The following is an 11,735-nucleotide window of genomic DNA, read 5'->3' on the forward strand; positions in this document are numbered from 1 at the left end:
TCACTTTCGACTCTCGCAATAGGAACCGAATAACTACAAACGTGTAATTCGGATAATCACAACCATGTAATTCCGAAAGGCACCACAAATGCGAGAAGCCGACCGACACGAGTCGATCGGCGCGCGCGGAGCGGACCTGAGGAAGGCCGGGACCGGGTTCCGGGATCAGCCCTCGGCGATGCCGAGGGCGGCGGCGATCGGGTCGGCCAGGAGGGTGGAGTACTCGACCGTCACGTGCTCGCGGTCGCGCAAGGGGACGACATTGCCGATCACCGCCGGGCACCGGTCCTCGGCGCAGAACCAGCGGCGGGCGTCGACCCAGGTCATGCCGAGGTCCTCGACCGTCTGGCGGAACTGTCCCTGGATCCGGGTCGGACCGGTCTCGGGCTCCTGGAGGCAGTCGCCGAGGTCGACGTCGCGCTCCGAGATGCAGGTGCCGGGCGCCTTCGGGAGCTTCGGGCTGTCACCGATCATCGCAACCTTGCCGGCGAGCGGCCGCAGCAGCTCGAGCTGGTCGCGCAGGGCGCCGACCTGGCGCTTCTTCATCGCCGCCGACTGGTAGGCGTTGTTGGCGAGCACGACGAGGTCCGGGTGCAGCTCCCGCACCTGGCCCAGCGCCCACTCCTTGAAGTCGGCGCACTCGGTCCAGGGTCGCCCGCCGTCGGTCAGCCGGGTGAAGGTGATCGCCGGGCAGCCGCTGTAGACGAACACGTAGACGCGGTAGCCGTGCTCCCTGCCGATCGCGTCGATCGCCGGGCTCCAGTGGCGCGCGTGCGAGTCGCCCATCAGCGCGATGGTGCGCTCGGCGTCCGGGTCGCCGAAGGCGCACAGCTTGCGGGTGCCGGTGCGGTAGTCGCAGTCGCCCAGCGGCGCGACCGACTCCCGCACCGACCCCAGCGCCGGCTCCAGGCCGCCGGGCACCGGTCGGTCGTCCTGCGCGGCGAGCACGGACGCCTCGACGAGCGCGACCGTCGGGTCCTTGCTGAGCGCGTCGCGGCCGTAGTCGGAGACCGCGATGCCGGGGTTGTCCTCCAGGGCGGCGATCTGGCCGTCGACCCACGCGTGGGCGCCCACCGCCGTGACCACGACCATCGCGAGGCTCACGGGGTAGAGCGTGATCGCCCGCAGCCGGGGCCGCCACCGCACGCCCTTGCGGAAGGGCTGCTCGACCAGGTGGTAGCTGGCGGCGCTCAGCGCGAAGATCAGCACGAGCGCGACCGCCAGGTGCGGCTTGGACAGGCGCGGCTCCTCCCAGTACTCCTCGCACAGCCGAAGCACCGGGAAGTGCCACAGGTAGAGCGAGTAGGACCAGTCCCCCACCACCCGCGCCGGAGCGATCGAGAACAACCGGAAGAGGTACGTCGACGAGGCACCCGTCGTGCTGCCCGCGGCCAGCATCAGCGCGGACCCCAGCACCGGCACCAGCGCAGCGCTGCCCGGGACCGCCGTCTGCGCGTCGAAGCGCAGCGTGGCGAACGCGATCAGCGCCAGGCCCACGGCGAGGACCGCCTCGGTGGCCCAGCGGCCGAGCCTCGGCGCCCGGCCCCAGACGAGGGTCGCCGCGAGGCCGCCGATGCCGAGCTCCCAGGCGCGGGCGGCGGTCGAGAAGTAGGCACCGGTCGGGCTCGTCGCCGTCACGTGGATCGACCACGCGAGCGAGGACAGCGTCACCGCGGCCAGGACCACGAAGACCGTGCGCCGGAGCACCCGCACCCGGTCCGCCTCCGCGGCCTCGCCGGCGCGGCGTCGTACGACCACGGCCACGGCGAGCAGCAGCAGCGGGATGACGATGTAGAACTGCTCCTCGACCGACAGCGACCAGTAGTGCTGGACCGGCGAGGGCGGCTCGCCCTGGGAGAAGTAGTCGGTCTCGACCAGGCTGAACCGGATGTTGGCGGCGAAGAAGGCCGCCCAGACCGAGTCCTTGATGACCTCGGCACCGCGCACCAGCGGCAGGACGTACGCCGAGGCGACGGCCGTCGCCACGAGCACGATCGTCGCGGCCGGGATCACCCGGCGCGCGCGGCGCGCGTAGAAGTCGAGGATCGAGATGCGTCCCGACTCCCCCGCCTCACGGACCAGCAGCCCGATGATGAGGAAGCCGGAGATCACGAAGAAGACGTCGACGCCGATGAATCCGCCCGACGCCGTGCGGAAGCCGGCGTGGGCGAGGATCACCAGGCCGACCGCGAGCGCGCGGAGGCCCTGGATGTCGGAGCGGAAGGACCGCGTGTCCGCCACGACAGTCCTCCTGGTCACTTCGGGTCACGACGTCTCGGCCGGTCGACCGGGACCTGCCGCGAACCCTGCTCCTGCGCAGGGCCTCGGGTAGGGTACCCGCCATGCCCGAGCACTCCGGACCACGGCGTCACGCCGCGCGTTCGGAGCTCATCCCGGTGGTCGCCGTGATCGTGCTCGGAGCCCTCCTGCTGGGCGTGGCGATCTTCTGGGACGGCGGCGCACCCGACGCCGCCACCGACCCCGTCGCCGCCCAGGCGGACGTCGCCCAGGCCGCCGACCCGACCCGTGAGCGCCACGACGCCGACGAGCGCGAGGTCGACGGCCAGCTGATCGAGCCGCTCTCCGACTCGGCCGCGCCCCCGAAGGACGGCGACCCGAAGAGCGGCGACCTGGAGGAGCTGCGGGTCGCCGCGGAGTCGCAGAAGACCCGGATCCGCGAGGTCTCCTTCGGGATCGCGACCTTCAACGTGCTGGCCAGCCAGCACACGGACGCGGGCGGCGAGCAGGCGTCGTGGCCGAGCTCGAGCTGGCGCACCCCGCAGGAGGTCGCCTACATCCGCAACTCGGGCGTCTCCGTGGTGGGCCTGCAGGAGGTGAAGTCCGGGCAGCTCGCCGGGCTGACCTCGGGCCTCGGGTTCAAGGCGTGGCCGGGCGGGTCGGACCCCGACAACTCGGTCATCTGGGACCCCGACGTCTTCGAGTTCGTCTCGGGCGACGCCTTCTACATCACCTTCATGCACGGCACCCGCATGCAGCCGATCGTGCGCCTGCGGCACAAGAAGACGAACCTCGAGTTCTACTTCCTCAACATGCACGCGTCCGCCGGCGGCGGACAGTACGCCGGCAGTCGCGCGGCCGGCCACAACACCGCCGCCGCCACGGTCAACCGCCTCAAGAAGGACGGCATCCCGATCTTCCTGACCGGCGACATGAACGACCGCGAGGCGTTCTTCTGCCGGGTCCTCCCGCAGACCGGCATGGTCGCCGCCGTGGGTGGCTCGACCTCGGGTGGCTGCCGCCCGCCGGGCGGCATGCCCGTCGACTGGATCGTCGCGACCAACCAGGTGTCCTTCAGCAACTTCTCGAACGACAAGTCACCGGTGGCCCGACGGGTCAGCGACCACCACTACGTCTCCGCCACAGCGACCGTCCAGGGCGCCGGCTGACGTCGTCACCCTTGCGGGAGGCGTTGCGCAGGTCGCGGACGTCGCCCAGCAGCACGGCGACCAGCTCGGTGGCAGCCGCGGCGACCTCCGCCTCCGTCACCGAGTCCGGCGTCCGCCGTACGGGCAGCTCCTCGGGGACCCGCAGGTGCTCGATGTCGCCCACCACGTCCACGCCGCGGGCGGTGAGGTAGTCGATCGCGGCGACGGACCGCTCCCGGCAGTCGGCCACCTGGTCGGGATAGGGCCAGAACGGCTCGCCCTTGCGCGGCACCAGGCGCTCGTCGGCGAGGAAGGTGCGGATGTAGACGCCGCGGTCGAAGGCCTTGTCGAAGGAGTCGAGGTGGGCGTTGACCCGCCGCAGCACCTCGGCCTCGACCACGCCCATCGACTCGTTGGGGAACGACTGCGAGAGGTCGTAGTCGGCGGTGCGCAGCCCGAGCAGGCCGCCGAAGCGGTGCCAGATCTCGTCGCGGGGCGCCGTCCGGTCGAGCGGCAGCACGTGGATCCGGTCGTGCGGCACGGCCTGCGACCACCGCTCGAGGACGAGCCGCAGGTCGAGGGTGCGCCAGTTCCAGATCGCGGTGGGGTTCGGCGAGACCGTGCGCGAGTAGTCCGCCATCGGTGTGGTGGCCTTGTTCTTCAGGCTCTCCTGCCAGCTGGCCGTGAACAGGCCCAGCGGCTCCCGGGCCGTGACGACCACCTCGACCTGCGCCGGCGCGAGCGCCTCCACCATCGCGACGGCCTGCTCGGCGCTGGCCGCGGCGAAGAACTCGTGGCTCACCAGGCCGTCGCCGTCCCAGGCCGCGAGCTCGGCGCGCAGCCGGTCCCACGAGGTCTGCTCGCGCTCCGGGCGCTTGCGGATCGCGTCGCCCTCGCGGACCACGCGGCTGGCCCACAGGTGGTCGCGGCGCTCGGTGCCCGGCAGCAGCAGGCCCTCGGCCCGCAGCTGGTCCCGCGAGGACCACAGGATGGTCTGGAGATAGCTCGTGGCCGTCTTGGGCAGGCCGATGTGGAGGAAGACCCGTTTCGCCATGTCGGAACCCGTCCCCGGCGGGCTACATGCCCTGCTGGAACTTGTCGATCGCCGCGTTGACGCGGTCCTCGTCGCGGCTCGCCAGCGGCACGAGCAGCTCCTGCACGAGGTCGGTCAGCTCCGCCAGCCGCAGGTGGTGGCGGCGCAGCTCCGCGATCGACGCCTCGATGCCCTCGACCCGGGCGCGGAGCTCGTCGAGCTCGTTCCGCGCCGCCCGGCCAACCCTCACGCCCACTGTGCCACCCATCGTCGGATCTGGTTCTCGGAGCCGTCCTCTGCAGGGACCGGATCCATGGAAAGGACCGCGCCACCGTGTCGCTCGGTGAGCTCGACCAGGTGGTCGATCGCGACCGGACGGAGCCCGAACGGCGGCTCCCCGCCCCCCGTCCAGACGTCAGCATAGAGCGTGCCGCCGCCGCGCAACGCGAGCGAGGCGAAGCGCATCAGGCCCTCACGGCCGGTCCGGTTGGTCGCCTCCAGCACGTGGCGGGCGAGGATCACCCGCTCCCCCGGCTCGCGCACGACGCGGGCGCCCTCGCTGAGCACGGAGCGGAAGTCGGTGAGGTTCAGCGGCCGCGACGTGAGGTCCACGCCCCGGCGCTCCGCGCCGACCAGCGCGCCCCGGCTGGCCCGGGTGACGTAGTCGTACGCGGTGACCTTCCGGCCCTGCACGGCGAGCCACAGCGCGTCGACGCCCAGGCCGGCGCCGACGTCGAGGACCTCGGCTCCCTCGGGGGCCTGGCCGGCGACGTACCGCGCGAGCCCGGAGGGCACCGGCTTGGGGACCCGGCCGCCGGCACCGACCAGCTTGCGCTCCCACTCGCGGCGGTAGACCGTCATGCCGCGGAACCAGTCGTTGAGGCGCACCGTCGTGGACCGCGGCGTCTCGAACTTGAACGCCGGGTCGGGAACCCGCCACGAGGCGCCGTACATCGCCTCCAGGAGCTTCTCCGGACGCGCCGGGGCCGGGTACTCACGGCCGGCGAGCGTGCAGGTGCCGAACGGGTGGAGCCAGCTCTCGTCGTAGTCCGTGCCGACCTCACCCATCAGGTAGAGCCGGCCACCGTCCATGAAGCCGCCGAAGAGGTCGAGCCCGCGCACCGAGCCGTCGCTCTCCTCCACGTCGATCCGGAAGGCGGCGCCGCTGTAGCGGTAGGTCGCGAAGCCACGCTCGCTGACGGCGCGCTGCAGTCGGTAGGACTCGGTGACCACGTCGACCGGCACCGTGTGCCGCGACACGTAGCCGAGGTCGGCGTCGGAGTCGTGGCCGAGGAACTGCCCCTCCCGTACGGCGCCCAGCAGGGTGCCGTAGGCCGGGAACGCCTGCACGTCGAGCTCGGCGAGCATGGCGATGACGGTGTCCATCGCGTCGAGGAGCGGCTCGAGCTGCTCGGCGGTGCGGCCACCGAAGGTCGGGCTGAACCGGCCCGACTTGTCGAGGCTGATCTCCAGGCCCTGGGCGTTGACGAACGCGACCCGCGCGTCGGAGTCACCGAACTGCTGGTCGAAGCGCCCGATGTCGGCACCGAGCACGTGGTCGCGGAACACCAGCTCGGTGCGGCCCTTGAGGTAGGGACGCATCCGGTCCGGCCACGCGACCGTACGACGGCTCAGGCTCCGCGGCACGCGCACGGTGTCGCGGACCAGCCAGAACGACCAGATCCGCCGGCCGTCGAAGAGGACGTCGACGACGCGGTCCTCGCCGTGCACGACGAGTCCCATGCCGGTGTCGTCGACGCGGACGACCCGAGTGCGTCCGACCTTCCCGACGACCCGGCGGGCCGTCGCGACGGCCCGCCCGGTCAGGTCGGCCACGGTCAGTCCATCTCCATGTTCGCGTAGGGGTCGACCTTCGCGGGGTCGATGCCCGGCAGCAGCGGCCGGCTACGCGGCGGGTTCGTGAACCAGGTGTCGATGTAGTTCTGGTACTTCAGGGTGACCGAACGGTACTTGAAGACGCCGATGTTCTCGTCGGAGATCTTCGACAGGTCCGAGACGTTCGAGGAGCCCTGGAGCGTCCACCAGTAGCTCTTGTCGTCGCTGCCGCTGGCGTCGGAGCGGCCGTTGATCGTCCACGCCTTGAGGTGGAAGTACTTGTCGAACTCACCGTCGCCGTCGGCGTCCTGGGCGAGCTGGCGCAGCGGGACCGGGCCGCGGCCGGCGGTGCTGCTGAGGTACTTCTTCACGTCGACGCCGATGACGGTGTAGCCGACCTTGACGTTGCAGCCGTTGTTCCAGAGGCGACGCAACTCCTTGGCGACCGTCATGCCCCACGTGCCGCGGAAGACGTCCGGAGCGGCGCGGATGATGGTGCGGCCACCGCTCGTGCCGGCGCCGGAGGCTCCGGTGCACGTCACGTGCTGGAGCTGGTAGGTCAGCGGGTCCGTCTCACCGCTGAGGCGCGGCGAGAAGTGGAGCTCGTAGGTCGGCTGCTTGTACGACACCCAGGTGGGGCTGACGTACTGGTCGCGCCACATCTGGTTGTAGACGCCGTTGACCCACTTGTAGAGCCCGGCGTTGTCGACGTAGGTGTAGAGGTCGTTCCACTGGTTGCCGGCGGCGGCGTTGGTCAGGTTGGCCGAGCCCTGCATCACGACGTTCCGCGAGGCGCCGACCTTGGAGAACATGTAGTACTTCGAGTGCGCGGACGCGGCGACGCCGCGACGGCAGGAGCCGGCGCACTTCTTCGCGTAGCTGTAGCGGCTGGTCGGGAACTTCGACGACTTGGCCGCGTTGGCCGCACGCAGCCCGCGCACGAGCTTGGTGAAGCCCGGGTTCGGGACGTCCCGGCTCTGGTTGGCCGCGTCCATGATCACGCGGACCCGGACACCGCGCTGCGCGGCGTCGATCAGCGCGCTCACGGCGGAGTCGGACATGATGTTCCAGCTCATGATCTGGATCGAGCCGCTCGACGGCGTCCGACGGATCGTCGAGATGATCTTGTTGATGATCGCCCACTTCTGCGCGCGGGTGCCGTTGGCGGAGCTGAACGTGACACCCCCGGTGATCCGGCACGTGGCGGTCGCGGAGCGCCAGCACGTGTAGGGACCGGCTGCAGCGGCAGCGGCGCGGGCGGGGGCGACCTGCTCGACCACCGGGCTCGCGTCGGCGGCTGGGACCGCCCGACCGAGTGGCAGGAACAGGACGACAGTCACGAGCACCAAGAGCAGGCGACGCACGTTGAACGACCTCCGAGGGTCCTTTTGGGTACCGGATGCTGGTTGGCAACGCCGTTGCTGCCCAAGGGCCGGACCGGGCCCTCCCACGCCGGGTACCTTAACCCACGGTGACAGGCGAAAACGTCATCCGCGACAGGTAGCGACCGCGTCCTTGTACTCCTTCGACTGCGTGAGCGCAACGTCCCCGCCGGAGATGGTGCCGCCACGGACGGCCCAGAACCGCTCGTCGTACCGCACGATCGTCTGGCCCGAGGAGCAGCCCAGCCCGTCGGGCGCGACGAGCAGCCCGTCGGCGGCGCAACCGCCGTAGGCCCGCGGCAGCTTGCCGCCGGCCTGCCAGACGTCGGCGCACTCCGGCGTGCCGGCCGGGGCCGGCGTGGTGGTCGGCGACGGGGTCGCGGAAGCGGCCGTCGAGGACTCGGAGGTGGTCACGGTCGGCGAGCTGGTGTCGTCGGCCGTGCCGTCGTCGTCGGATCCGCAGCCCGCGAGGAGCAGCGTCGCGGCGGTGGCCAGGCCCGCCCAGGCCGTCATTCGTGCACCCATGGAGCAAGCGTAGTGGCCATGCGGGGCGCCGGAGCCGGGTTCGCGCGGTCCGGCGGTAGCGTTGGCCAGCGTGAGCACCACCCCGTCCCGCGTGTTCGCGGCCAGGCTGGTCGGACTCCCGATCTTCGACCCCCAGGGGGACCAGGTCGGGAAGGTCCGCGACCTCGTCGTCGCCATGCGCGCTGAGGGGACCCAGCCGCGCGTGCTCGGCATGGTCGCCGAGGTGTTCGGCCGGCGCCGGATCTTCGTCCCGATGACGCGGGTGACCAATATCGACAGCGGCCACGTCTACACGACCGGGCTGCTCAACATGCGCCGCTTCGAGCAGCGCTCGACCGAGACGCTCGTGATCGGGCAGATGCTCGACCGCACCGTGACCATCAAGGACTCCGGCGTCACCGGCTCCGTGTACGACGTCGCGATGGAGCCCGCGCGCAACCGCGACTGGGTGCTCAGCCGGGTCGCGGTGGCCGAGCCGTCCAAGGGCTTCCGCCGCCGGGGCCAGACCCATGTCGTCGAGTGGCGCGACGTGACCGGCCTCAGCCGGGTCGACGACACCCAGGGCGCCACCCACCTGATCGCCGCCCTCAACGAGATGCGGCCCGCCGACGCGGCCAACATCCTGCACGACCTGCCGGCGGAGCGGCGGACCGCCGTCGCGCTGGCGCTCGACGACGAGCGGCTCGCCGACGTCCTCGAGGAGATGCCCGAGGACGACCAGGTCGAGATCCTCAAGGGCCTCGACTCCGAGCGTGCCGCCGACGTCCTCGAGGAGATGTCCCCCGACGACGCCGCCGACCTGGTCCGCGACCTGCCGCCCGAGACCGCGGAGATCCTGCTCGAGCTGATGGAGCCCGAGGAGGCCGAGGACGTGCGCCGCCTGATGTCCTACGTCGAGGACACCGCCGGCGGCATGATGACCTCCGAGCCGGTGATCCTCGGCCCGGACGCGACCATCGCCGACGCCCTCGCCCACGTGCGCAACCCGGAGCTGACCCCGGCCGCCGCGGCGCTGGTCTACGTGTGCCGCCCGCCGCTGGAGACGCCGACGGGGAAGTTCCTCGGCGTCGCGCACATCCAGCGGCTGCTGCGCGAGCCCCCCTCGACCCTGGTCGCCGGGGCGCTGGACGACTCGCTCGAGCCGCTGCGCCCCGAGTCGACCATCGAGGAGGTCGCGGCCCACCTGGCGACGTACAACCTCGTGGCGGCGCCGGTAGTCGACGAGGACAAGCGCCTGTTGGGCGCCGTCACCGTCGACGACCTGCTCGACCACATGCTGCCGACCAACTGGCGCGACCGGGCGCGCTCGTCGCGGACCGGGGGCACGCGATGAGCAGCACGCGCCCCACCGCCGAGCGGCTGGACACCCCGCGCGACCAGCGCCGCCAGCTGGTCCGGCGCCCGACGTTCAACAAGGACGCGTTCGGCATCTTCGCCGAGCAGTTCGCGCGGTTCATGGGCACCGCGACCTTCCTCATCTACATGACTCTGTTCGTCGTCGTGTGGGTCGGCTGGAACCTCGCCGCGCCCGAGGACCTGCGCTGGGACGACTACCCGTTCATCTTCCTGACCCTGATGCTGAGCCTGCAGGCGTCGTACGCCGCCCCGCTCATCCTGCTCGCGCAGAACCGCCAGGAGGCGCGTGACCGGGTGGTCGCGGAGCAGGACCGGCAGGCCGACGCCCGGGCCCACGCGGACATGGAGTTCCTCGCCCGGGAGATGGCGTCGCTGCGCATGGCGGTCGGCGAGGTCGCCACCCGCGACTACATCCGTTCCGAGCTGCGCTCCCTGCTCGCCGACCTCGACGAGCGCGCCGAGGAGCGCGAGGAGGATCGTGCGGCGTCTCACGAGGACGCCGAGGAACAGTCCCAGCCGCCCACTGCCTAGACTTGCGTGTCGTGAGCAGTGCGCAGCAGTTCCCGTCCGTCGAGCAGGTCATGACGGCCCTGAGCCGGGTCAACGACCCGGAGATCAAGCGGCCGATCACCGAGCTCGGGATGGTCGACAGTGTCGACATCGCGCCGGGCGACGGTGGCTCCGTCGTCTCGGTCAAGGCGCTGCTGACGGTCGCCGGCTGCCCGCTCAAGGACACCATCACCCGCGACGTCACCGCCGCGGTCGCCGCCGTCCCCGGCGTGACCAACGTCAACGTCGAGCTCGGCGTGATGACGGCCGAGCAGCGCTCCGGCCTGCACGAGACGCTGCGCGGAGGCCAGGCCGAGCGGGAGATCCCGTTCGCCAAGCCCGGCTCGCTCACCAAGGTCTTCGCGATCGCCTCCGGCAAGGGCGGCGTCGGCAAGTCGTCGGTGACGGTCAACCTCGCCCTCGCGCTGGCCAAGGCCGGCCGCAAGGTCGGCGTGGTCGACGCCGACATCTACGGCCACTCGGTGCCGGCGATGCTGGGCGTCGCCGACTCCCGCCCGACCCAGGTCGAGGACCTGATCATGCCGGTGCCGACGGCCTCCGGCGTCTCCGTCATCTCGATCGGCATGCTCAAGCCCAAGCGCGAGCAGGTCGTCGCCTGGCGCGGACCGATGCTCGACCGCGCGCTCGTCCAGATGCTCGCCGACGTCTACTGGGGCGACCTCGACGTCCTGCTGCTCGACCTGCCCCCGGGCACCGGCGACGTGGCGATCTCGCTGGGCCAGCACCTGCCCGGCGCCGAGGTGGTCGTCGTGACCACCCCGCAGGAGGCGGCCGCCGAGGTCGCCGAACGGGCCGGCACGATGGCCTCGATGATGCACCAGCGCGTCGTCGGCGTCGTCGAGAACATGTCCTACCTCCCCTGCCCCCACTGCGCGGCCGAGGGCAAGGAGCACAAGCTGGAGATCTTCGGCTCCGGCGGCGGCGACCGGGTCGCCGAGACGCTGTCGCAGCGCTTCGGGTACGACGTCCCGCTGCTCGGCTCGATCCCCCTCGACGTCTCGCTGCGCGAGGGCGGCGACGCCGGCAAGCCGATCGTCGAGTCGGACCCGACCTCACCGGCGGCCACCGCGCTCACCGCGATCGCCGACCGGCTCGACGGCCGCGGCCGCGGCCTGGCCGGGATGCAGCTCGGCCTGACGCCGACCAGCAAGTTCTGATCCGGACCACGCGGGCGACACGGACCACACGGGCGACACGGCGCGGGCCAGGCAGGGGACCACGATGTTCGGAATCGGCTTCGGCGAGCTCGTCGTCATCGCCTTCCTCGCCGTGCTCGTCTTCGGCCCGGACCGGTTGCCCGAGCTCGCCCAGCAGGCCGGACGCTTCATCCGCGAGCTGCGCAAGTTCGCCAACAACGCCCGCGACGAGCTGCGCAACGAGCTCGGCCCGGAGTACGCCGACCTCGAGCTGTCCGACCTCGACCCGCGCGCGATCGTCCGCAAGCACATCGCGGAGGCGATGGCCGAGCTGGACGAGCTCGAGGACGTCATCCGCGAGGACGCGCCCGACGTCGAGCGCCCCGAGCCGCTGGCCGAGGGCGAGCGGCCGCCGTACGACATCGACGCGACGTAGCGGGGGCGACGTCACCGGTGGCGTCGTGGTGACGTCACTTGTTGCGGTTTGGGACCAATCCGCAACACTTCAGGC

Annotated in this window: 11 protein-coding genes; 5 read left to right on the forward strand and 6 right to left on the reverse strand. The window is 71.4% G+C overall.

Going from position 1 to position 11,735, the window contains the following annotated elements; translation table 11 throughout:
- Positions 1 to 165 precede the first annotated feature (165 nt).
- Positions 166 to 2,241, reverse strand: coding sequence for an acyltransferase family protein (locus AC2YHB_RS22030; protein ID WP_179650292.1), 2,076 nt, complete (start codon positions 2,239 to 2,241; stop codon positions 166 to 168).
- Between the two features lie 101 nt (positions 2,242 to 2,342).
- On the opposite strand from AC2YHB_RS22030, the gene AC2YHB_RS22035 reads away from it, so the two are divergent.
- Entirely contained in the window at positions 2,343 to 3,407 is a 1,065-nt protein-coding gene (locus AC2YHB_RS22035; protein ID WP_179650290.1) for an endonuclease/exonuclease/phosphatase family protein, read from the forward strand.
- Here the strand turns inward: AC2YHB_RS22035 and AC2YHB_RS22040 are convergent.
- The 5 genes from AC2YHB_RS22040 to AC2YHB_RS22060 form a co-directional block, all read right to left on the reverse strand.
- Entirely contained in the window at positions 3,355 to 4,440 is a 1,086-nt protein-coding gene (locus tag AC2YHB_RS22040) for a hypothetical protein (protein WP_179650288.1), read from the reverse strand. The two genes, AC2YHB_RS22035 and AC2YHB_RS22040, sit on opposite strands and share 53 nt — an antisense overlap.
- 22 nt (positions 4,441 to 4,462) lie before the next feature.
- Positions 4,463 to 4,675, reverse strand: coding sequence for a DUF6752 domain-containing protein (locus tag AC2YHB_RS22045; protein WP_051931414.1), 213 nt, complete (start codon positions 4,673 to 4,675; stop codon positions 4,463 to 4,465).
- Positions 4,666 to 6,255, reverse strand: coding sequence for a class I SAM-dependent methyltransferase (locus AC2YHB_RS22050; RefSeq protein WP_179650286.1), 1,590 nt, complete (start codon positions 6,253 to 6,255; stop codon positions 4,666 to 4,668). The genes AC2YHB_RS22045 and AC2YHB_RS22050 overlap by 10 nt, the downstream gene beginning before the upstream one ends.
- A 2-nt stretch (positions 6,256 to 6,257) precedes the next feature.
- A complete protein-coding gene (locus tag AC2YHB_RS22055) occupies positions 6,258 to 7,619 on the reverse strand; it encodes a phospholipase D-like domain-containing protein (RefSeq protein ID WP_487354617.1) in 1,362 nt (453 codons plus the stop codon).
- 123 nt (positions 7,620 to 7,742) lie between these two features.
- Positions 7,743 to 8,162 carry a hypothetical protein gene (locus tag AC2YHB_RS22060; RefSeq protein ID WP_179650282.1) on the reverse strand — a complete coding sequence of 140 codons (420 nt, stop codon included), beginning with the start codon at positions 8,160 to 8,162 and terminating at the stop codon, positions 7,743 to 7,745.
- A gap of 70 nt (positions 8,163 to 8,232) precedes the next feature.
- On the opposite strand from AC2YHB_RS22060, the gene AC2YHB_RS22065 reads away from it, so the two are divergent.
- The 4 genes from AC2YHB_RS22065 (at position 8,233) to AC2YHB_RS22080 (ending at position 11,660) form a co-directional block, all read left to right on the forward strand.
- Positions 8,233 to 9,495 (forward strand): magnesium transporter MgtE N-terminal domain-containing protein, encoded by a 1,263-nt coding sequence (locus tag AC2YHB_RS22065; RefSeq protein WP_036540888.1) that lies wholly within the window; start codon positions 8,233 to 8,235, stop codon positions 9,493 to 9,495.
- On the forward strand, positions 9,492 to 10,049 hold the full coding sequence (locus AC2YHB_RS22070) for a DUF1003 domain-containing protein (RefSeq protein ID WP_051931410.1): 558 nt from the start codon (positions 9,492 to 9,494) through the stop codon (positions 10,047 to 10,049). The genes AC2YHB_RS22065 and AC2YHB_RS22070 overlap by 4 nt, the downstream gene beginning before the upstream one ends.
- 50 nt (positions 10,050 to 10,099) lie before the next feature.
- Positions 10,100 to 11,245 carry an Mrp/NBP35 family ATP-binding protein gene (locus AC2YHB_RS22075; protein ID WP_036540885.1) on the forward strand — a complete coding sequence of 382 codons (1,146 nt, stop codon included), beginning with the start codon at positions 10,100 to 10,102 and terminating at the stop codon, positions 11,243 to 11,245.
- 64 nt (positions 11,246 to 11,309) lie between these two features.
- Positions 11,310 to 11,660 (forward strand): sec-independent translocase, encoded by a 351-nt coding sequence (locus tag AC2YHB_RS22080; protein WP_036540882.1) that lies wholly within the window; start codon positions 11,310 to 11,312, stop codon positions 11,658 to 11,660.
- Positions 11,661 to 11,735: the final 75 nt, after the last annotated feature.

It is taken from the genome of Nocardioides sp. SRI_004 (assembly GCF_057586415.1).

Coding starts and splice junctions, on each gene's coding strand:
- AC2YHB_RS22060 (WP_179650282.1), bottom strand. CDS start 8,162: ATGGGTGCACGAATGACGGCCTGGGCGGGCCTGGCCACCGCCGCGACG.
- AC2YHB_RS22080 (WP_036540882.1), top strand. CDS start 11,310: ATGTTCGGAATCGGCTTCGGCGAGCTCGTCGTCATCGCCTTCCTCGCC.
- AC2YHB_RS22040 (WP_179650288.1), bottom strand. CDS start 4,440: ATGGCGAAACGGGTCTTCCTCCACATCGGCCTGCCCAAGACGGCCACG.
- AC2YHB_RS22075 (WP_036540885.1), top strand. CDS start 10,100: ATGACGGCCCTGAGCCGGGTCAACGACCCGGAGATCAAGCGGCCGATC.
- AC2YHB_RS22070 (WP_051931410.1), top strand. CDS start 9,492: ATGAGCAGCACGCGCCCCACCGCCGAGCGGCTGGACACCCCGCGCGAC.
- AC2YHB_RS22035 (WP_179650290.1), top strand. CDS start 2,343: ATGCCCGAGCACTCCGGACCACGGCGTCACGCCGCGCGTTCGGAGCTC.